This window comes from Actinacidiphila glaucinigra, assembly GCF_035918135.1.
Lineage (GTDB): Bacteria > Actinomycetota > Actinomycetes > Streptomycetales > Streptomycetaceae > Actinacidiphila > Actinacidiphila glaucinigra.
This window is the reverse complement of the sequence record NZ_CP109144.1, coordinates 1,271,640-1,291,433: the sequence shown is the minus strand read 5'-3', so window position 1 is coordinate 1,291,433 and position 19,794 is coordinate 1,271,640. Positions and strand designations below refer to the sequence as shown.

General features: G+C 72.5%; 17 protein-coding genes. 13 read left to right on the top strand and 4 right to left on the bottom strand.

Annotated elements, in window-relative coordinates; translation table 11 throughout:
- The first annotated feature begins 432 nt into the window (after positions 1 to 432).
- From OIE69_RS05680 to OIE69_RS05650, 7 genes are all read left to right on the top strand, one after another.
- Positions 433 to 1,029, top strand: a complete 597-nt coding sequence (locus OIE69_RS05680; RefSeq protein ID WP_326570832.1) for an MBL fold metallo-hydrolase — start codon at positions 433 to 435, stop codon at positions 1,027 to 1,029.
- A 105-nt stretch (positions 1,030 to 1,134) separates the two neighbouring features.
- Positions 1,135 to 1,695: a GNAT family N-acetyltransferase gene (locus OIE69_RS05675; RefSeq protein WP_326570831.1), complete on the top strand. Its 561-nt coding sequence runs from the start codon at positions 1,135 to 1,137 to the stop codon at positions 1,693 to 1,695.
- Positions 1,696 to 1,751: 56 nt separating this feature from the next.
- The gene (locus tag OIE69_RS05670) at positions 1,752 to 2,129 is read left to right on the top strand and encodes a cupin domain-containing protein (protein WP_326570830.1); all 378 of its coding nucleotides are present in this window, start codon (positions 1,752 to 1,754) and stop codon (positions 2,127 to 2,129) included.
- A gap of 228 nt (positions 2,130 to 2,357) precedes the next feature.
- A complete protein-coding gene (locus OIE69_RS05665) occupies positions 2,358 to 2,969 on the top strand; it encodes a DUF6461 domain-containing protein (RefSeq protein WP_326570829.1) in 612 nt (203 codons plus the stop codon).
- Between the two features lie 578 nt (positions 2,970 to 3,547).
- Positions 3,548 to 5,911 carry a M4 family metallopeptidase gene (locus OIE69_RS05660; RefSeq protein WP_326570828.1) on the top strand — a complete coding sequence of 788 codons (2,364 nt, stop codon included), beginning with the start codon at positions 3,548 to 3,550 and terminating at the stop codon, positions 5,909 to 5,911.
- Between the two features lie 208 nt (positions 5,912 to 6,119).
- On the top strand, positions 6,120 to 6,980 hold the full coding sequence (locus OIE69_RS05655) for a helix-turn-helix transcriptional regulator (protein WP_326570827.1): 861 nt from the start codon (positions 6,120 to 6,122) through the stop codon (positions 6,978 to 6,980).
- Positions 6,981 to 7,115: 135 nt separating this feature from the next.
- Positions 7,116 to 7,949 (top strand): oxidoreductase, encoded by an 834-nt coding sequence (locus OIE69_RS05650; RefSeq protein WP_326570826.1) that lies wholly within the window; start codon positions 7,116 to 7,118, stop codon positions 7,947 to 7,949.
- 88 nt (positions 7,950 to 8,037) lie between these two features.
- Here the strand turns inward: OIE69_RS05650 and OIE69_RS05645 are convergent, their stop codons facing one another.
- The 4 genes from OIE69_RS05645 to OIE69_RS05630 are packed head-to-tail and all read right to left on the bottom strand — an operon-like array spanning position 8,038 to position 13,218.
- Positions 8,038 to 9,993 (bottom strand): amylo-alpha-1,6-glucosidase, encoded by a 1,956-nt coding sequence (locus OIE69_RS05645; RefSeq protein ID WP_326570825.1) that lies wholly within the window; start codon positions 9,991 to 9,993, stop codon positions 8,038 to 8,040.
- Positions 9,990 to 11,360, bottom strand: coding sequence for an MGH1-like glycoside hydrolase domain-containing protein (locus tag OIE69_RS05640; protein ID WP_326570824.1), 1,371 nt, complete (start codon positions 11,358 to 11,360; stop codon positions 9,990 to 9,992). Before OIE69_RS05640 ends, OIE69_RS05645 begins: the two co-directional genes overlap by 4 nt.
- Entirely contained in the window at positions 11,357 to 12,157 is an 801-nt protein-coding gene (locus tag OIE69_RS05635; protein WP_326570823.1) for a sugar phosphate isomerase/epimerase family protein, read from the bottom strand. The genes OIE69_RS05640 and OIE69_RS05635 overlap by 4 nt, the downstream gene beginning before the upstream one ends.
- A gap of 14 nt (positions 12,158 to 12,171) precedes the next feature.
- Positions 12,172 to 13,218, bottom strand: coding sequence for a zinc-dependent alcohol dehydrogenase (locus tag OIE69_RS05630; RefSeq protein WP_326570822.1), 1,047 nt, complete (start codon positions 13,216 to 13,218; stop codon positions 12,172 to 12,174).
- 152 nt (positions 13,219 to 13,370) lie between these two features.
- On the opposite strand from OIE69_RS05630, the gene OIE69_RS05625 reads away from it, so the two are divergent.
- The 6 genes from OIE69_RS05625 to OIE69_RS05600 all read left to right on the top strand — a co-directional run bounded on the left by OIE69_RS05625 (position 13,371) and on the right by OIE69_RS05600 (position 19,771).
- Entirely contained in the window at positions 13,371 to 14,771 is a 1,401-nt protein-coding gene (locus OIE69_RS05625) for an ABC transporter substrate-binding protein (RefSeq protein ID WP_326570821.1), read from the top strand.
- 34 nt (positions 14,772 to 14,805) lie between these two features.
- Positions 14,806 to 15,813 (top strand): carbohydrate ABC transporter permease, encoded by a 1,008-nt coding sequence (locus OIE69_RS05620; protein WP_326570820.1) that lies wholly within the window; start codon positions 14,806 to 14,808, stop codon positions 15,811 to 15,813.
- Positions 15,813 to 16,682 (top strand): carbohydrate ABC transporter permease, encoded by an 870-nt coding sequence (locus tag OIE69_RS05615; protein ID WP_326570819.1) that lies wholly within the window; start codon positions 15,813 to 15,815, stop codon positions 16,680 to 16,682. The genes OIE69_RS05620 and OIE69_RS05615 overlap by 1 nt, the downstream gene beginning before the upstream one ends.
- Before the next feature lie 35 nt (positions 16,683 to 16,717).
- Complete coding sequence (locus OIE69_RS05610; protein WP_326570818.1) at positions 16,718 to 17,932, top strand: ROK family transcriptional regulator; 1,215 nt, start codon at positions 16,718 to 16,720, stop codon at positions 17,930 to 17,932.
- Positions 17,929 to 18,801, top strand: coding sequence for a Gfo/Idh/MocA family protein (locus OIE69_RS05605; protein ID WP_326570817.1), 873 nt, complete (start codon positions 17,929 to 17,931; stop codon positions 18,799 to 18,801). Before OIE69_RS05610 ends, OIE69_RS05605 begins: the two co-directional genes overlap by 4 nt.
- Before the next feature lie 70 nt (positions 18,802 to 18,871).
- Positions 18,872 to 19,771 carry an NAD-dependent epimerase/dehydratase family protein gene (locus OIE69_RS05600; protein WP_326570816.1) on the top strand — a complete coding sequence of 300 codons (900 nt, stop codon included), beginning with the start codon at positions 18,872 to 18,874 and terminating at the stop codon, positions 19,769 to 19,771.
- The last annotated feature ends 23 nt before the right edge of the window (positions 19,772 to 19,794 follow it).

The following is a 19,794-nucleotide window of genomic DNA, read 5'->3' as shown; positions in this document are numbered from 1 at the left end:
AAGGGGGGCGCGCGATCCGTCGCGCGGCCGCGTCACCCGACGTACGGGACGCCTGGCGCCCCGTTCCCACATTTCCACCGTTAGCGCACAGGGGGCCTTGCCACAAGGCCCCCAGGCGCCCGGGCCCGGTCCGTCGCCGGCGCCGTCCGCACGGACGGCGCGCGGACCGCCGCCCAGCGTCTGGTCGAGGCGGCCTAGCGCGGCGCGCCTCCTCGGGACCGGGGGCGCCCCCAACGGCCGTGCCTCCGCCCGCCCCTCGCGGCGGGCGGGGGCGAGGCGTCCGCCGACGAGAGGGGAAGGCCCTTCACGAGTGCCGCCCGTCGAAGAGGTCCCGCTCGTCGGCCAACGCCATGCCGGCGGCGAGCCGGTCACCGCTCCCCTCGGACGGCGGCCCACTGCCCGCGGCGATGCGCGGGCGCTACGTTCGGGGCCATGCGGATCACGAAGTACACCCACGCCTGCGTGCGCATCGAGCACGAGGGGCGCGTGCTCGTCATCGATCCCGGGACGTGGAGCGAGCCGGCCGCGCTGACCGGGGCGGACGCCGTGCTGGTCACGCACGAGCACATCGACCACGTCGACGTCCTCCGCCTGGCCGGGCTCGGCGTGCCGGTCCATGCCCCCGCCGGGGCGGACATCCCTCGGCTGGAGACGATCCGGGTCACCGCCGGCTCGGAGTTCACCGCCGGGGGCTTCCGCGTGCGCGCGGTGGGCGGCCGCCACGCGCCCATCCACGCCGGCCGGCCCGACTGCGCGAACCTCGGCTACGTGGTCGACGACGCCGCCTACCACCCCGGTGACGCTCTGCACCTGCCCGGGCAGCCGGTCGAGACGCTGATGGTCCCGCTCCAGGCCTCCTGGCTGAATACGGCCGAGGCGATCGACTTCGTCAACGCCGTGGCTCCGCGGCGGGCGTTCGGGATCCACGACGGCCAGATCAACGAACGCGGTCTCAGCAGTGTCAACGGGTGGCTCGCGGAACAGACCGACCACGGCTACCGGTACCTGCGGACCGGCCGATCGCTCTGACCGCGTCGCCGGCGGAGACGCACGGGTGGCCCGCGCATGGCCCACGGGTGAACGCCGTTCGCCGGGAGTCGGTACGGGGTGGGTCCGGCGCACTACGATCGCGCGATGGCTGACGACACCTTCCTCGCCCACGGTCCCCGGGTGGCCATCCGGCGGATCACCGTACGGGACCACGCGGAGATCGACGCGCTCGCCCGGGCCAGCGCCGCACTGCACGTGCCCTGGGTGCCCCGGTGGGAGCACACCCCCGATTCCTTCGCCGCCTACGTGGAGCGCTTCGACCACCCGACGCACAAGGGCTTCGTGATCTGCCTCCACGAGACGGGCGCCATCGTCGGCGGGGTCAACATCAACAACATCGTCAGGGGCACCATTCAGAGTGGCTCCCTGGGCTACGCCGCGTACGCGCCGACCACGGGTCGCGGCTACATGACGGAGGGGCTGCGGCTCCTGATGGCGTACGCCTTCGACGACCTCGGCCTGCACCGGCTGGAGGCCAACATCCAGCCCGCGAACGTCGCGTCGATCAGACTGGTGGAGCGGCTGGGCTTCGAGCGCGAGGGGTACTCCCCCCGCTTCCAGTACCTGGACGGCGCCTGGCGGGGCCACGAACGGTGGGCCGTGACGGCGGAGACGGCGCTCGGAGACCCCCGCGGCAGCGAGTGAGGCGGCACCCCGCCGGCCGGACGGGACGGCCGGGCCGCGGTGTTAGCGTCCCGGTCATGGACGACAGCGTTTACGTGGGAAATGCCGGTGAGGACGCGCCGCTCGACCGGGGCTGGCTGCTGGGGCACTTCAAGGAGGCCGGCGACCCCCGGCACAGTGACGCGGTGGAGATCAAGTGGGGCGTCCACCCGGCGGGGGACGAGCGCGGCGAGTGGGTGCGGGGCGAGGAGCGGACCGCGCTGCAGGTGCTCGTCAGCGGGCGGTTCCGGGTCGAGTTCCCGGGGCGGTCGGTGGTGCTGGCCCGTCAGGGGGACTACGTCGTGTGGGGCAAGGGCGTGGACCACTCGTGGGTGGCGGAGGAGGACTCGACGGTGCTGACCGTCCGCTGGCCGTCCGTGGCCGGGTACGCGGTCCCGGCCGCCGAGGAAGCGTAGGGCTTGTCCCGACGGGTCGGTCGTGCCGCCCTCGGGACCTTCCCGGCGACCGGCTCCGCTTCGCCCGGGCCCCTGGCTGGATCGACATGGACGCCGGGGGCTCCTGTCCCGGAAGGTCGGCTGCGCGGTGCCCCTGCTCAACGCCGCGGACGCCGCGGGCGGCGGACCCGGCGTGCGGCTCATGCCTCGGGGAGCGGCCCTGTCAGTGGCCCCTGCGATGCTGCGCACATGACCGACATGACCACCGCCGCCGGCTACGCATGGTTCCGTGAGCAGTACGAGGAGCTGATGGAGGCGTACTGCATCACACTGGTCCGAGGACTTGCTCCCGAGGAGCTGCTCGGGGCCCTCGGAGTCGAGTCCGCGTCGCGGATCGCGGGTGTGGCCGGGCTGTGTGAACCGTCGTACCGACTGGGCGGCGATGACGAGCTGTTCGTGGGCGCCGCTTCCCTCGACCGCTGGTCACTGATGGTCGAGTGCAACGGCTATCTGGGTGTCACCGATGAGGCGATGCTTCCGTTGTCACGCGGGCGCACAGTGGTCTCGCACTTCCGCAACGTCAATGCCGTGGACCATTTCTGCTGGTACCAGGACGGCGCGGTTCGCCTGCATTTCGAACCGCTCCTCCCCTACCACCGCGATGGGACTCATCCGGACGAACTGGTCGCGGCCATGCGGGAGTCGGGTTTCGACCTCAGCGATGCGGACGACCGGGACTTCGACGAGTGCAACGAAGCCGCCTCTGCGCTGGCTCACCGCATCACGGGTGTCCGTCCGGCGCCGGAGCTCTTCGCGTCCGCGGAATTCGTCTGCGGACTCGCCCCGGTGCCCCGCACGTAGCTTCGATCCACCGGAGCCGGCGGTCGGCCCGTCGGCTTCTCCCCCGTCCGCCCGGCCCTGCGTTCCTCGTAAGCGCGGGTCCCGTCCGGCCGCGTCATCATCAACAGGGCTGACTGCGGCACGAGTTGACTACGACGATCGGAATCCGGGACCGCCACTCGGCCCCGTGGACACTGGCTCGAAATTTTCGCCGCCGCCGCCGAATTGAGCCGCCCGATGTCGGTAGCGGCCTCATCGACACCGCAGTGATCAGGGAAAAGACCCTCAGATCCGCATCATTGGGGCGGCGAGGGGTGTCCGCCGCCGTGGCTGAATCTTTTCGGTCGCCACCGTCACCTCACTGTTGCCGCACAGTAAATCCGCACGTGGTCGGCACCGCGTGGGACCGCTCCCACGGTGCGCACTCGACCGACTTTCGGACAATGATCTCCGCAGTGATGACAGCGGACGAACATGCTGAAACGATCCACCACGTCGCGCGAGCATCACTCGCACGTCACCTCGCGGAGGCCTCATCGGCCTCCAATGTTCCCGTCCCCAGCGGCCGTTCGAACGGCCGCTCACAAGGAGCTCCACGAGTGACGAACCATCCCGCTGTCACGGGTGCCAGTTCACCGCAGAATCCCTCTCCCAACCGCCGTGCGCACGGCGCACGCAGCCGTGTCGCGGCGACCGCCGCGGTCACGCTCGCCGCACTGCTGACCCCCCTCCTCCCGGCCACCGGCGCCGTCGCAGCGTCCGAGGGGGACGGGACGGCGCCGCGCAGGATCGTGGCGGAATCCCGTCCCGAGGCGCGCGCCGTCGCCCTGTCCGCCGCGCAGCGCAAGCAGCTGCTCAAGGCGGCGTCCGACGGACGCGCCACGACCGCCCGCGCCCTCCGGCTGGGCGGCAAGGAGGCGCTGATACCCAAGGACGTCATCAAGGACGCCGACGGCACGGTGCACACGCGCTACGAGCGCACCTACGCGGGCCTCCCCGTCATCGGCGGCGACCTGGTGGTCCACGAGCGGGCGGGCGGCCGCACCGTCAGCAAGGCGTCGTCGGCGCCCGTCGCGGTGCCCAGCACGAAGGCCGCCGTCAGCGCCGCCAAGGCGCAGAAGTCCGCCCTCGCCGCGGCCAAGAGCGAGCGGACCCAGGCCCCGGCCGCCGACGGCGCCCCCCGCCTGGTCGTCTTCCTCGGCGACGGCAAGCCGACCCTGGCCTGGCAGTCGCACGTCACCGGCACCCAGAAGGACGGCACCCCCAGCCGGCTGAACGTCGTCACCGACGCCGCGACCGGCAAGGAGCTCCAGAGCGTCGAGGAGATCCGCTCGGGCACCGGCAACAGCCAGTACAGCGGGCAGGTGCAGATCGGCACCGTGAACAACGGCGGCGTCTACGAGCTGACCGACCCGGAGCGCGGCGGGCACAAGACCTACGACCTGACCGGCGTGGGCGGCATCGGCAACCTGGTCACCGACGACGACGACGTCTGGGGCGACGGCACGCTCGCCGACCGCCAGACCGCCGCCGTGGACGCCGCCTACGGCCAGCGCGAGACCTGGGACTTCTACAAGGAGCGCTTCGGCCGCAACGGCATCGCCGACAACGGCGTCGGGGCCTTCTCCCGCGTCCACTACGGCGACAACTACGCCAACGCCTTCTGGGACGACGGCTGCTTCTGCATGACGTACGGCGACGGCCGCGGCAACGAGCACCCGCTCACCGAACTCGACATCGCCGCCCATGAGATGACCCACGGCGTCACCTTCGCCACCGCCAACCTCACCTACACCGGGGAGTCCGGCGGCCTCAACGAGGCGACCAGCGACATCATGGCCACGGCCGTGGAGTTCTCCGCCGACAACCCCGCCGACGTCCCCGACTACATGATGGGCGAACTCGCCGACGTCCGCGGCACCGGCAAGCCGCTGCGCTACATGGACCAGCCGTCCAAGGACGCCGACCCCGTCAAGGGCACGTCGCTGGACTACTGGACGCCGCAGCTGAAGAAGGAGGACGTCCACCACAGCTCCGGCCCGGCGAACCACTTCTTCTACCTCCTCTCCGAGGGCAGCGGCAAGAAGACCATCAACGGCGTCGCCTACGACAGCCCGACCTACGACGGCCTGCCGGTCGCCGGCATCGGCCGGGACAACGCGACGGACATCTGGTACCGGGCGCTGACCACCTACATGACGAGCAGCACCGACTACGCCGGGGCCCGCACCGCCACCCTCCAGGCGGCCGCCGACCTGTTCGGGCAGGGCAGCGAGACCTACGAGGCCGTCGGCAACGCCTGGGCGGCGGTCAACGTCGGCGCCCGCTACGTCAACCACATCGCCGTCGTGACGCCCTCCAGCCGTCCCGTGGCCGTCGGTCAGCCGATGACCCGTCAGATCGAGGCCGTCGGCTCCAGCCCCGGGCGGCTGGTCTACTCCGCGCACAAGCTCCCCAAGGGCCTGTCCATCAACGCGCGTACCGGTCTGATCAGCGGCACCCCGAAGAAGGCCGGCACCTACGAGACGGCCGTCACCGTCGAGAACACCGCGCAGCACAAGGCCAAGCGCACGGTGCGCTTCGACTGGCCCGTCCTGGCCTCCGGCGGGCGCTTCTTCGTCAACCCGGCCCGCTACGACATCCCCAACTGGAAGACGATCGAGTCCCCGCTGATCGTGACCGGCCGCAAGGGCAAGGCGTCCAGCGACCTCAAGGTGACGATCGACCTCGTCCACCCGTGGGTCGGCGGCCAGATCGCCACCCTGGTCGCCGAGAACGGTACGGAGATCCCGGTGAAGCCCTGGTACTGGGACACCGGCGAGGGCGAGGTGCACGCCACGTACACCGTGGACGCCTCGGCGGTCCCCGCCAACGGCACCTGGAAGCTGCGGGTCACCGACAACACCCCCGGCATCTTCACCGTCGACCCCGGCTATCTCGACCGCTGGAGCCTGACCTTCTGACCCACCCGGCGCAGCCGGTGCCGCTCCGGCACCGGCTGCGCCGCCGTTCCACCAGGCCGATCCGGAAGGCACGGTTCGCTCGACCGGGTCCGCACCGTCGCCGGGCGCGCGGAGGCAGGTCCGAAGGAGGACCGCCCGCACAAGGCCGTGCCCGAGGGCTTGCGGCCGTGGCTCCCCGGTACGGTCCCACAGCGTCGATAATCGACATATGAGTCAGCGGAACGCTTCGAACACCACACTGGGTGACTTCCTGCGCGCGTGCCGTGCCCGGGTGAACCCCGGGGACGTGGGCCTGCAGGACGACGGGCGGCACCGCCGGGTCCCGGGGCTCAGGCGGGAGGAGCTGGCGCAGCTGGCGAACGTGAGCGTGGACTACGTGGTGCGCCTGGAGCAGGGCCGCACGGTGCACGTCTCGACGGCGGTGCTGGAGTCGCTCGCGCGGGCGCTGCGGCTGCGGCCCGACGAGCGCGCCTACCTGCTGCGGGTCGCCGCGGCCGGCGCCGCACCGCTCGCCTCCGCGCCCGGCCGCATCCGGCCGCAGACGCAGGCCCTGCTCGACGGTCTGCAGGAGTACCCGGCCCTGCTGCTGAGCCACCGGCTGGACGTCCTGGGCTGGAACGCGCTGGGCGCGGCGCTGCTCACCGACTTCTCGGCCGTCCCCGAACCGCAGCGCAACCTGGTGCGCATGGCGTTCCTGGACCCCGCCTTCCGCGAGCTGTACGTCGACTGGCGGACCGTCGCCCGCGAGTGCGTCGCCTACCTCCGCATGGGCACGGCGCGCGACCCGCAGGACCCGCGGCTGGGGGCGCTGGTGAAGGAACTCGCGGACGCCGACGCCGACTTCCGCCGCTGGTGGTCGGACCACCGGGTGCGGACCCGGGCGGCCGGCGAGAAGACCTTCCGGCACCCGGTGGCCGGCACCATGACGCTGGACTTCCAGAGCCTCGTCGTGGGCGACGACCCGGACCAGACCGTGTTCGTCTACACCGCGCAGCCCGGAACCCCGGCCCACGAGGCGCTGCGCTTCCTGGCCACCTGGTCGGCGAGCCCCGCGGCCGCCCGCCCGTGACCGGATCCGGCTGGTACTGCCGGTCCCAGGCAGGCGTCTCCTACGGTTGATCCTTCTCTGGTCCGCCCTCCGCCGGGCGCGGACGCTGGGACACGTCGACAGAACGACCCCCAGTGATCATGAGGAGCACATCACATGACGACGTGGTTCATCACCGGCGCATCCCGCGGGTTCGGCCTGGAAATCGCCCGGCAGGCCCTCGAGCGGGGCGACAACGTCGTGGCCACCGCCCGCACCCCCCGCGCCGTGGAGGACGCGCTCGCGGCCCACGCCGACCGGCTGCTGGCCGTACCGCTCGACGTGAACGACGAGGAGCAGACCCGGGCCGCCGTCGAGGCGGCGGTCGAGCGCTTCGGCACCATCGACGTCCTCGTCAACAACGCCGGCCGGGGCCTGCTCGGCGCGGTGGAGGAGACCAGCGACGCCGAGGCGCGCGCGGTGTTCGACACGAACGTCTTCGGACTGCTGACGGTGACCCGTGCCGTCCTGCCCGTCATGAGGGCCCGGCGCTCGGGCCGGATCGTCAACCTCAGCTCCGTCGGCGGCTTCGTCGGGTGGGCGGGCTGGGGCCTGTACTGCGCGACCAAGTTCTCCGTGGAGGCGGTGACCGAGTCGCTGCGGCTGGAGCTCGCGCCGCTCGGCATCCAGGCGACGGCCGTCGAGCCCGGCCCGTTCCGTACGGACTTCCTGGACTCCTCCTCCCTGCACCGCACCGAGCGGGTCATCGAGGACTACCGGGAGAGCGCGGGCGGCATGCGCGACTGGGCCGACAACAGCAACCACGCCCAGGACGGCGACCCGGTGAAGGCGGCGGCCGCCATCATCGCCGTCGCCGACGCGCAGGAGATGCCGGCCCGGATCCCGCTGGGCAAGGCCAGCGTCGCCGACGTGGAGGGCAAGCTCGCCGGTGTGGCCCGTGACGTCGAGACCTGGCGGGACCTCGCCCTGTCCACCGACTTCACCTCGTGACCCCGGCCGGGTCCGCGGCCTGGTGAAGGCCCCGGGTCCCCCGCCGTCACGGCGGGGGACCCGGGGCCCTTGGTGTGCCCGGCCCCCCTCAGCGCACCGCCTCGGGGCCGCCGTTGAGCGCGGTGAGCAGTGCCAGCGGCGTGGCCGCCGCCCAGGCCTGGGGCGAGCAGGAGTGCGGGTACGGCACGGGGACCGGGTGCTCGTCCCGTCCGTAGCCGGCCATCACCTCCGGCAGGCGCCAGTCGTGCGCGGCGGCCGCCTGGACCAGCCCGTGGGCGATCTCCGAGGCCTCCTCCGCCAGACCGCTGCGCGCCAGACCGAGGACGACGATCGCGTTGTCGTGCGGCCAGATGCTGCCGCGGTGGTACGACAGCGGGTGGTACGGGGCCTGGCCCGCCGCGAGCGTGCGCACCCCCCAGCCGGAGAAGAAGTCGGGCTGCAGCAGCCTCCGGCCCACCGTCCGCGCGTCGGCCGGGTCGAGGATGCCGGACCACAGCAGGTGCCCGGCGTCCGAGGCGAGCGCGTCCACCTGCCGGTTCTCACCGTCCAGCGCGAGGGCGGGGAAGTCCCGGCCGCTCATCCAGAAGTCCCGGCGGAACCGCTCCCGCAGGTCCGCCGCGGCCTTCTCGAGCCGGTCCGCCTCCTCGGCGTCGCCCCAGACCCCACGGGCCAGGCGCGCGGTGCGGATCAGTGCGTCGTAGGCGTAGCCCTGGACCTCGGCGACGGCGAGCGCGCCCTCGGGCCGGCGGCCGTCGGCGAAGCAGATCGCGCCCTCGGAGTCCTTCCAGTTCTGGTGCGCCAGCCCGCCGCGCGCGGCGTCGGAGGTGTAGCGGAGGTAGCCGCCCGCGCCCAGCCCGCCGTCGCGGAACATCCACTCCACCGCGGCACGCGCGTGCGGCTCCAGGCGCCGTGCGAGCCCGGGGTCGCCGGTCGCGGCGCTGTGGGCCTCCAGCAGCACCAGGAACAGCGGCGTGGCGTCGACACTGCCGTAGTAGCGGCCGTACGGCACCTGCCGGAAGTGGGCGAGCTCGCCGTGCCGGACCTCGTGCACGATCCTGCCCGGCTGCTCGAGACGGGCCGCGTCGTGACGGGTGCCCTGGGTCGCGGCGAGGGCGAGGAGCGTGTCCGCGGCCAGCTCCGGCCGGTACGGCAGCGCGAACAGCGAGGTCAGCAGGGAGTCACGGCCGAAGAGGGTGAGGAACCAGGGGATGCCGGCCGCGGGTACCAGCAGCGGCTCGCCCGCCGGGCCCGTCGCCGGCACGCGCAGCCGTGCCAGGTCGGCCAGGCCCGCCGTGCAGGCGCGCGCGAGCTCGTCCCAGTTGGTGAGCGAACGCGGCCGCGGGCGCGCCTGGACGAAGCCGTCCTCCTCGGCGGCATGCCGGTTGCGCACCGACATCGGGTCCGGGGGAGCGGCCGGTTCCGCGGCGCCGTGGGGCACCGCCCGGACACTGAGGGCGAGTTCGGCCGTACCGTGGCCGGGCAGCGACAGGCGCCAGGTCAGCAGGCGCGCGGTGCCGGCCGGCTCCAGCGGGCGGACGGCGGCGGGGGCGGGGGAGGCGGTGACGGTGGTGCGGGCGTCCCAGTCCTCGCCGCGCCGGTAGCGGAAGGTGACACCGTCCGGGCGGTCCTCGGCGGTGCGCCGGCCGTCGGCCTTGTCGTAGCGCCGGTGGTCGCCCCGCAGCTCGAACTGGTCCGCGAAGTCCGCGTCCACCTCCAGCGCGATCTCCACCGTGGCCGGTTCCGCGCGGTTGCTGACCACGCGGACGCGCTCGGTGAGCGCGCCCGCCTCGACGGCCTGCCTGCGGAAGAGCGAGTACGCCGGCGGTTCGTCCCGGCCGCCCTCCGGGGTGAGCACGAAACCGTCGTCGGAGGAGGTCAGCAGGGACGGTACGACACCGTCCGCGGTGAGCCGCCAGCGGCTCAGGTGGCGGGCGTCGCGGAGGAAGAGGCCGTCCGGGGTGTCGCCGCGGCGTCCCGTGATGTCGCCGGAGCGGCTGGTGGAGGCGAAGGTGCCGCGGTGGACCAGCAGACGTTCGACGCTCATCGGGCGGGCTCTCCTTGCGGTGTCCGGTGCAGCAGGTCCAGGGCCAGGGCTGCCGTCCAGCTGAAGCGGCGGATGCCGCGGCCCTGGCCGCTGTGCGGTTCGACGTACTCGGCGAAGCCGGTGCGAAGGGCGTCGTCGAGTGCCTGCTCGCGCAGGGCGTCGGCCGCCGGGGCCGCGCCGTGCTGCCGCAGTCCGCGGTGGACCAGCCAGGCGGTGTTGAACCAACTGGGGCCCCGCCAGTAGCGGTTGCCGTCGTACTCCGGGGCGGTGAGATCGTAGCTCGGTACCAGGTGCACCCGGCCGAGACCGAAGCGCTCGCCCTGCGCCGTCGCGATCAGCGACCGCGCGACGGCCTCCGGGAGGCCGGGCACGATCAGCGGCACCAGCCCCGCGACGCTGTGGCCGCCGACGGCCTCGCCGGTCGTCAGGTCACGGGCGAGGAAGATGCCCGCGGCGGGGTCCCACAGCCGCTCGACCAGGGCGGCCGTGGCCTCGGCAGCCTTGCGGCGGTGCGGTGCGGGGTCCGCGCCGGCCGCCGCGGCGATCTCGGCGAGGGCGTGCTCGGAGGCGATGAACAGGGCGTTGAAGCAGGGGTCCTCGAGGGCGAAGGCGTGCGGGGCGCGCGCGTCGTCGTAGCCGTGGTCGCGGTAGTCGGCGGCGAGCCGGACGTAGCGCCCGTAGTCGAGGTCGGTGGGGCGGTCGGCGGCCGAGCTGTGGTCGAGGTCCGCCCTGCGGAAGGACTCCGGCGCCGCCGGCTCGACCCGGGCGAGCGCCGCGTCCCACACCGGGCTGTTGTCCAGGCCCGGCTCCCAGGGGTGCACCACGGCCGCCAGTCCGCCGCCGCCCAGGTCGCGCGAGGCGGCGAGGTAGCGGTGCCAGGCGGCCAGCCGGGGGTACATCCGCCGCAGGAAGCCGCGGCGCCGGGACTCGGCCGGGTCCGCGAGGTGGACCTGCCAGGCGGCGAGGGCGTGCACCGGCGGCTGGACGATGCCGGAGGTCTCGATGTCCGCGGGCGCGCCCGAGGCGGCACCCGCGCCCGAACTGCGCCAGAAGTCGGGGCTCGGGAAGTACGCGTCCAGGGGCACCGAGGGGTTGAAGACGATGTGCGGCACACGGCCGTCGCGCCACTGAGCCCCCAGCAGGGTCTCCAGTTCCCGCTGGGCCCGGCGCGGGGCCAGCCGGGCCAGCCCGATGGCGATGAAGGCGGAGTCCCAGCTCCACTGGTGCGGATAGAGGGTGCGCGAGGGGACGGTCGCCGCGCCCGTCCAGTTGGACAGCAGGACGCGGGCGGCGGCCCGGCGCAGCGCGGCGTCCCGGTCCACTTCGCGGCCCGGGGACCGCAGGGCCGGTTCGAGGACGGCCGTCATCCGGCGGCCCGGTGCAGGAAGGCGGGCACGGAGCGCACGGCGTCGACGGGGTCGCCGGTGAGACGGCACTCGGCGGCGAGGTAGCCGTCGTACCCGGCGGCGTCCAGCGCCCCGAGCCAGGCGGGCCAGTCCAGGTGGCCGGCGCCGGGCTGGAAGCGGTTGGAGTCGCTGACCTGGGCGTGGCCGATCAGCGGTGCCACGGCCAGAATGGCCGCCGCCGGATCGGTCTCCTCGATGTTCATGTGGTAGCTGTCGATCCCGATGCGCACCGAGTCCAGACCGACGGTGCGGATCAGCTCGGCGGCCTGCTCCAGCCGGTTGACCATGTGGTCCTCGTAGCGGTTGAGGGGCTCCAGGAAGAGCGTGACACCCTCGGCGCGGGCGTGCTCGCCCAGTTCCGTCAGTCCCTTCAGGAGCACCTCGCGGTCCTCCTCCTCGCTGCGCGGCGGCTCGAAGGGCGGCAGCCGGCGGGAGAACATGCCGTACGAGGCGGGCGTCTGGGCACCCAGCCCGCCGAGTTCGGCGATGACGCTGAGCTGCGACTTCATCTGGGCCACGGCGTCGCGGCGCAGGTCGGGGTCGAAGGCGCCGAAGAAGTGCAGCATGTCGACGCAGACGGTCGGCATGACGACACCGTCGGCCTGGGCCCTGCGCAGCTCGGGGAGCCGGTCGCGGAAGTGGAAGTCGCCCTTCCCGCGCAGTTCGATGGCGTCGTAGCCGGCCTCCTGGGCGAACTCCCACTTCTGCTGGAGGGTGTCACCGGGCAGCAGCTGTTCCTGGCAAGCGGTCTTGAACATGATCGAGGGGCCTCTCAGAACTCCAGGACGACCTGGAGCGCGTCGGCGGGACGCTCATCCAGCAGGACGTAGGCTTCGGCCGCGTCGGCGACCGGGACGACATGACTGACGAGGGACCGGACGTCGACGCGGCCCTCGGCGACCAGCCGCAGGAAGGTCTGCTGCAGGCGCTCGACGGTCCAGCGCCCGCTGAGCTGCGGCGGGACCCCGCCGATCTGGGAGCAGATCAGCTGGACGCGGTTGTGGTGGAACTCGTCGCCGAGTCGCAGGCCCACGCCGTCGCCCTGGTAGAAGCCGGAGGCCACGACCCGGCCGCCGACCGCGACCGAGCGCAGGGCGTCGTGCAGGGCCGGGTAGGCGCCGCTGATCTCGATGGCGACGTCGGCGCCGCGGCCGTCGGTGGCGGCGCGGATCCGTTCGGCGACCGCGTCCGTGCGGGCGTTGAGCGTGGTCGTCGCGCCGTACTCGCCGGCCTTGTCGAGGCGGACGTCGAGCGCGTCGACGGCGGTGACGCGGGCGCCGTTCAGCTGGGCGAGGCGCGTGGTGAGCAGCCCGATGACGCCCTGGCCGAAGACGGCGACGTCCTCGCCGAGGTGGACGTCGGCGCCGAGGACGGCGTTGTACGCGATCGCGCCGACGCGGGCGAAGGCGCCGGCCAGCGGCTCCAGACCGGCCGGGAGCACGTGCCCGACCATGCGCTCGGCGGGTACGACGCCCTCGCTGCGGTGGCCCCAGATGCCCCAGACGAGGTCGCCGACGGCGGGCATGCCGGGTACGTCCGTGAGTTCGGGTGAGACTTCCGTCACCTCGCCGACCTCGGAGTACCCCCAGCCGGCCACGGGGTACTCGATGCCCGCCGCGCCGTCGCGGAACAGACGCGCCTCCGGGTCCCAGGTGCGGGTCAGGTACGGGTTGGTGCCGCGGTACGCGGTGAGTTCGGTGCCCGCCGAGATGCCGGAGTAGCGGGTTCGCACGCGCAGATGGCCAGGGGGCAGGGGGACTGACTCGCTCGGGGCGACCTCCACCTGACGGGGGCCGGTGAACTGGACTACGCGTTCCACAGGGGACTCCGGAAAGATCGGTTATGCGGTCCGTTCAGCCATCGAAGGCTGACTTACGTCGAAGATATCCGAGACTTAAGTCTTGTCAACAAGCAAAAGTGGTGCTCTGATGCAACGCGTACGTAACGCAAGGCTGACGATGAGGACGGTTGATGCGCATGTGGTCCCGACGGTCGAGGGCGCTGGCGAGCGGCTTGGCCGCCGTAGTGGGAATCGGGGTGATGTCCGGCTGCGCGGCGCAGGACAACGGGAAACCCGACAACAAGATCACCGTCTGGAGCCTGGAGAACCTCACCGACCGCGTGGAGGCGACGAAGAAGACCATCGCCGCCTTCGAGAAGGAGTCCGGGGTCGAGGTGAACCTGGTCGGGGTCGACGAGGGCCAGCTGCCGCAGCTGATCATGTCGGCCGCCGCCGCGGGCACCCTTCCCGACGTCATCGGGGGCATACCCCTCGCGCCGGTCTGGCAGATGTACAGCAACGGCCTGCTGAACACCGACGCCACGAAGAAGATCGTCGACGATCTGGGCTCCGGTACCTTCAACGCCAACGCCCTCAAGCTGACCGGCGACGGCGCCACCCGCCTCGGCGTGCCCAGCGACGCCTGGATGCAGATCCTCGTCTACCGCAAGGACCTCTTCGCCAAGGCAGGTCTCGCCGCCCCCGACAGCTACGACGCGATGCTCAAGGCCGCGCGCAAGCTCAACAGAGGCGGCACCAGCGGCATCTCGCTCTCCACCGACCCCAGCGACGTCTTCACGCAGCAGAGCTTCGAGGACATCGCCCTCGCCAACGGCTGCGAACTCGCCGACGCCAAGGGCGACGTCACCCTCGACAGCCCGCAGTGCGACCGCGCCTTCGACGCCTACGACAAGCTCGCCGGCGACTACGGCGCCCCCGGCACCCAGACCGTGGACACCACCAGGGCCGTCTACTTCGCCGGCCGGTCCTCCATGATCGTCTGGTCCACCTTCCTCCTCGACGAGCTGGCCGGCCTGCGAGGCGACGCACTGCCCAGCTGCGCCCAGTGCAAGAAGGACCCGCAGTACCTCTCCGACAACAGCGGGATCGTCACGGCGCTGAGCGGTCCCGACGCCGCCAAGCCCGCCCAGTTCGGCGAGGTCTCCTCCTGGGTGGTGACCAGGACCGCGGAGACCGCGGCCTCGGAGAAGTTCATCGAGTACATGATGGGCGACGGCTACCAGGGCTGGTTCGGCATGGCCCCCGAGGGCAAGATCCCCGTCCGGGCCGGAACCGCCGACGACCCGCAGAAGTACCTCAAGGCCTGGCGGGCCAGCGACATGGGCGTGGACACCAAGAAGTCCATGGAAGAGGTCTTCTCCCCGCAGCTGCTCGACGAACTCGCCGCCGGGGTCAGCAACATGAAGCGCTGGGGCATCACCCAGGGCCAGGGCGCACTCGTGGGCGCCACCATCGGCGAACTGCCCATCCCCAAGGCGGTGGGCGACATGACCACCGGCCAGACCTCCCCCCAGGAGGCGGCCGAGGAGGCCGACGAGGAAGTCGCGTCCCTGCAGAAGTCCCTCCAGTGAGCCGCCCCCGGCCTCGTCCTTCAAGGAAGCAGTGATGAGCACCGCACAGAGCACACAGCAGCGGAGAACGCCGGAGGCGGACACCGCGAACACCAAGTCCCAGCGCCCGCTGACCCTGGCCCAGCGGGAGAACCGCGCCGGACTCGCCTTCGTCTCGCCCACCCTGCTGGTGGTCCTGGTCGTCGTGGTCCTGCCGATCGCCTGGACCGTCCTGCTGGCCTTCCAGCACGCCCGGCTGGTCGACATCCAGGGCATGGGCTTCCTGTCCAACTGGACGTGGAGCAACTTCAGCGAGGTCTTCACCTCGCCCGGCTTCTGGACCTCGCTGTGGACCACCCTGGTCTACACCGTCGGCGCCACCGCCGGCTCCATCGTCCTCGGCCTGATCGCGGCACTCGCGCTGCGCCGCCCCTTCCGCGGCCGGGCCCTGCTGCGCGGCACCATGCTGCTGCCCTACGTCGCGCCCGTCGTCGCCGTGACCTTCGTCTGGGAGATCGCGCTCAGCCCGCAGTTCGGCGTCGTCAACGAGGTGGGCACCAAGCTGTTCGGCTGGGACGAGCCGGTCGCCTTCCTGTCCACCAGGTCCCAGGAGATATCCCTGCTCGGCTGGCACGTCCATGTGCCGCTGGCCCTGCTCACCGTGATCGCCTTCGAGACCTGGCGCTACTTCCCCTTCGCCTTCCTCTTCCTGATGGCCCGGCTGCAGGCCGTCCCGGAGGGACTGGAGGAGGCCGCCGTGGTCGACGGTGCCACCCTCACCCAGCGGTTCCGGCACATCCTGCTGCCCCAGCTGATGCCGGTCATCGCCCTGCTGTCGGTGCTGCGCTTCATCCTCACCTTCAACAAGTTCGACGACATCTACCTGCTCACCGGCGGCGGCTCGGGCACCGACGTGGTCGCGGTGCGCGTCTACGACTTCCTCACGGCCCGCTACGACGTGGGCGCGGCCGCGGCCCAGGCCCTCGTCCTCGCCGCGATCCTCGCCGTGCTGCTCGGCATCTACTTCAAGTTCTTCGCCAAGAAGGTTCAGGAGGAGGCGTGATGGCCAGTCGCGCACAGATCGAGGACCGCACCTTCGGGGTCCTTCGCTGGGTGGTGATCGCCGGACTCGCGGTCATCACGATCTTCCCCTTCTACTACATGCTGCTGCTCTCGGTGAAGCCGATCGACCAGCTGCTGCTCGACCCCGGCAAACTGTGGGTCGGCACCTCCGAGTTCACCCTCGACACCTACCGCACCGTCCTCAAGTCGGTGGACGACGGCGGCCAGGGCTTCCTGCGGATGCTCGGCAACTCCGCCCTGGTGGCGCTCGGCTCCATGCTGCTGACCCTGCTGGTGTCCGTCCCCGGCGCCTACGCCATCACCCGGCTCAGGTTCCTCGGCGGGCGGCAGGTCAGCGCGCTGTTCCTGGCCGTCTACCTCTTCCCGGCGACGCTGCTCGCGGTGCCGCTGTTCGTCATCTTCGCCCGGATCGGCCTGCAAGGCAGCCTGTTCGGCCTCGCGATCGTCTACATCGCGCAGACCGTGCCGGTGTCCATCTACATGCTCAAGAACTACTTCATCACCATCCCGGAGAGCATCGAGGAGGCCGCCGCCCTCGACGGCGCCTCACGGCTGCAGACCGTGCGCAAGGTCGTACTGCCGCTGGCCGCACCCTCGCTGATGGCCACCGGGCTGTACGTCTTCATGATCGCCTGGAACGAGTTCCTCTTCGCGCTGCTGTTCCTCGCCGCCGACCCGGACAAGTGGACGGTGTCGCTGGGGCTGCAGCAGCTCGCCAACGGCATCGAGGTGCCGAAGACCGTCCTCATGGCAGGCTCCGTCGTGCTGACGATTCCCGTGGTACTCCTTTTCTACGCGGCCGAACGGCTCCTCACCGAGGGCCTGACCAGCGGCGCGGACAAGAGCTGAGCACCATGGCCCGACACGAGGGGGAGCGAGGACGGATGGCTACGCCCTGGAGCACCGCCGGACACCTGCTGGAACTGATCAGGACCGGGCAGGCGACCACCCGTGGGGAGCTCCAGCGCGTGACGGGCCTGTCCCGCTCCACCGTCGGGCAGCGGCTGGACCAGCTCTTCGCCGCGGGCTGGCTGCGCACCGTACCCGGCCGGCAGTCCACCGGCGGACGGCCCTCCACCCACCTGCAGTTCGACTCCGGGCACGCCGCCGTGCTCGCCGCCGACCTGGACACCACCAGCGCCCGCGCCGCGGTGCAGGACCTGTCCGGGCGGGTACTCGCCGAGCACACCGGGGAGTTGCTGCTCGACCAGGGCCCTGACCGGGTGCTGGACGAGCTCGGCCGCTGGTTCGCCAAGCTCGTCGTCGCCGCCGGCGTCCCGGCGGCGACGGTGTGCGGTGTCGGCCTGTCGGTGCCCGGTCCCGTCGACTGGACCACCGGCGTGGTGGTCCGGCCGCCGATCATGCCCGGCTGGGACGGGTACCCCGTGCCGGCCCGGATGCAGGAGGAGCTCGCCCGCCACGCCGGACTGCCCGCCTCGGTGCCGGTCCTCGTCGACAACGACGCCAACCTGATGGCCCTGGGCGAACAGCGCGACTCCTGGCGCGACTGCTCGGCCTTCGTCCTCGTCAAGGTGTCCACCGGCATCGGCGCGGGCGTCGTCATCGACGGCACCGCCTTCCGCGGGATCGACGGCGGCGCAGGCGACCTCGGGCACATCCGTCTGCACGACGCGTCCGACGCCCTGTGCATGTGCGGGTCCCACGGCTGCCTCGCCGCCGTCGCCAGCGGCCGCGCGCTGGCCGGACAGCTCAGCGCCCTCGGCGTGCCGGCCGGCTCCGCCGCGCAGGTGCGCGAGCACCTCGACGCCGGCCACCCCGACGCGGTGCGTCTGGCCCGCGAGGCCGGCAGGCGCTGCGGCGAGGTGCTGGTCACGGTCGTGACCCTGCTCAACCCCGGTGTCCTGATGATCGCCGGGGACCTCGCCGAGACCCACTTCGTCACCGGGGTGCGCGAACTGCTCTACCAGCGCGCGCTGCCCCGGGCCACCCGCAACCTGCAGGTCGTGACCTCCCGGCTCGGTGACCGCGCCGCCCTCGCCGGCGCCACCGCCATGGTGGTCGAGCACCTCTACGCCCCGGACCAGGCCAACGAACGGCTGGCCGCCGCGGCCCCAACCGACCTTGGAGCACAACCGTGAACACCCCCGCCCCCGTCGAGGTCGGACTGATCGGCGCAGGCCCCTGGGCCCGCGCCATGCACGCGCGGATCCTGGCCGCCGGACCCGAGACCCGGCTCACCGCCGTCTGGGCCCGCCGGACCGAGGCCGCCCGCGAGATCGCCGACACCTACGGCGCGGTGACGGCCGGCAGCCCGGAGGAACTCTTCGACCGCTGCGAGGCCGTGGCCTTCGCCGTGCCGCCCGCCGTCCAGGCCGAACTCGCCGTACGGGCCGCCAAGGCCGGCAAGGCCCTGCTGCTGGAGAAGCCTCTCGGCCCCGACCTGGCCTCGGCACGCGCGGTCGCCGACGCCGTCGCGGAGGCCGGCGTCGTCTCCCAGATGGTGCTGACCAAGCGCTACCAGGCCGAGACCCGCGACTTCCTGCGGCGGGCACGGGAGGCCGAGGTCACCGGCGCGCGGTCCTGCTACCTGCACGGGGCCTTCCTCGGCGGGGAGTTCGCCACCGGCTGGCGCCTGGAGCAGGGCGCCCTGCTCGACCTCGGCCCGCACCTCATCGACCTCCTCGACGCGGCCGTCGGCCCCATCACCTCGATCCGCGCCACCGGCGACCCCCGGCGATGGGTGGAGGTCACCTGCGAGCACGAGAACGGGGCGGTGAGCCAGGCCTCCCTCTCCGGCAGCGTCCGGCTGCCGAAGCCCCGCACCCGGATCGAACTCCTCGGCCCCGGCGGGGAGCTCGTCTACGACACCTCCGTCATCGACCACGAGGAGGGCTGGCCCGTCCTGCGCGCCGAATTCGCCGCCGCCGTCCGGTCCGGCCGCCCGGGCGAGCTCGACGCGCGACGCGGACTGCGCCTGCAGGAACTCATCGACGCGGCCCTGCGCTGATACCCGGCGGGTATCACAGAGCGCGGAACAGGTCTTGGACGCGGCGCCCGCCCGGCCCGAAGACTCGGAGGTGTCACACGACACCACGAGAGAGGCGAGCGTCATGAAGGTCTTCCTCACCGGAGGCTCCGGCTACATCGGGCGGGCCACCATCGAGGCCCTGGTGCGCCGGGGGATCCAGGTCGCGGCCCTCGCGCGCAGCGAGGAATCGGCCCGGGTCCTCCGCGAGCTCGGAGCCGCACCCGTGCCGGGGGCCCTGACCGAGACGGACGTGCTGCGGGCCGCCGCCCGCGCCGCCGACGGGGTCATCCACATGGGCCAGCACTACGGTCCCGACACCGCCGAGGTCGACCGGGCGGCGGCCGAGGCGCTGCAGGACGGCGCCGGGCCGCGCCCGTACGTGCACACCGGCGGGGTGTGGGTCTACGGCGACACCGACGGGGTGGCCGACGAGGACGCCCCGCTGTCGCCGCCCCCCATCACCGCCTGGCGGACGGAGAACGAGAAGCGCGTCCTCGCCCGGGCCGGGACCGGCGAACGGCCCGTCGTGGTCATGCCCGGCCTGGTCCACGGCCGCTCCGGCGGGCTCGTCGAGATGTTCTACGCGGCCCCGGGCCGGGAGACCGGATCCGTGCCCTGCGTCGGCGACGGCGCCAACCACTGGTCGACCGTGCACGTCGACGACGTCGCCGAGCTGTACGTACTGGCCCTGAACGCCGCGCCCGGCTCGGTGTACGCGGGGGTCGGCGACCTCCACCCGACCCAGGCGGAGATCGCCCACGCGGTGAGCCGGGCGATCGGCCGCCCCGGAGCGGTCCGGCACCTGACGGAGGCGGAGGCCGAGGAGCGGATGGGCCCCATCGCCGAGGCCTTCGCCCTCGACCAGCGGCTCACCGGTGCCCGGGCCCGCCGGGAGCTGGGCTGGCGGCCCACCCGGTTCGACCTGCCGGCCGACCTCGCCCGCCCGTGAGCCCGCCCGTGAGTCCGCCCCTG

What these genes read in the sequence shown, in the direction of transcription:
- OIE69_RS05675 (WP_326570831.1), top strand. Translation starts at nt 1,135, where the DNA reads ATGGCTGACGACACCTTCCTCGCCCACGGTCCCCGGGTGGCCATCCGG.
- OIE69_RS05680 (WP_326570832.1), top strand. Translation starts at nt 433, where the DNA reads ATGCGGATCACGAAGTACACCCACGCCTGCGTGCGCATCGAGCACGAG.
- OIE69_RS05615 (WP_326570819.1), top strand. Translation starts at nt 15,813, where the DNA reads ATGGCCAGTCGCGCACAGATCGAGGACCGCACCTTCGGGGTCCTTCGC.
- OIE69_RS05640 (WP_326570824.1), bottom strand. Translation starts at nt 11,360, where the DNA reads ATGACGGCCGTCCTCGAACCGGCCCTGCGGTCCCCGGGCCGCGAAGTG.
- OIE69_RS05650 (WP_326570826.1), top strand. Translation starts at nt 7,116, where the DNA reads ATGACGACGTGGTTCATCACCGGCGCATCCCGCGGGTTCGGCCTGGAA.
- OIE69_RS05610 (WP_326570818.1), top strand. Translation starts at nt 16,718, where the DNA reads ATGGCTACGCCCTGGAGCACCGCCGGACACCTGCTGGAACTGATCAGG.
- OIE69_RS05670 (WP_326570830.1), top strand. Translation starts at nt 1,752, where the DNA reads ATGGACGACAGCGTTTACGTGGGAAATGCCGGTGAGGACGCGCCGCTC.
- OIE69_RS05635 (WP_326570823.1), bottom strand. Translation starts at nt 12,157, where the DNA reads ATGTTCAAGACCGCTTGCCAGGAACAGCTGCTGCCCGGTGACACCCTC.
- OIE69_RS05655 (WP_326570827.1), top strand. Translation starts at nt 6,120, where the DNA reads ATGAGTCAGCGGAACGCTTCGAACACCACACTGGGTGACTTCCTGCGC.
- OIE69_RS05665 (WP_326570829.1), top strand. Translation starts at nt 2,358, where the DNA reads ATGACCGACATGACCACCGCCGCCGGCTACGCATGGTTCCGTGAGCAG.
- OIE69_RS05625 (WP_326570821.1), top strand. Translation starts at nt 13,371, where the DNA reads ATGCGCATGTGGTCCCGACGGTCGAGGGCGCTGGCGAGCGGCTTGGCC.
- OIE69_RS05620 (WP_326570820.1), top strand. Translation starts at nt 14,806, where the DNA reads ATGAGCACCGCACAGAGCACACAGCAGCGGAGAACGCCGGAGGCGGAC.
- OIE69_RS05645 (WP_326570825.1), bottom strand. Translation starts at nt 9,993, where the DNA reads ATGAGCGTCGAACGTCTGCTGGTCCACCGCGGCACCTTCGCCTCCACC.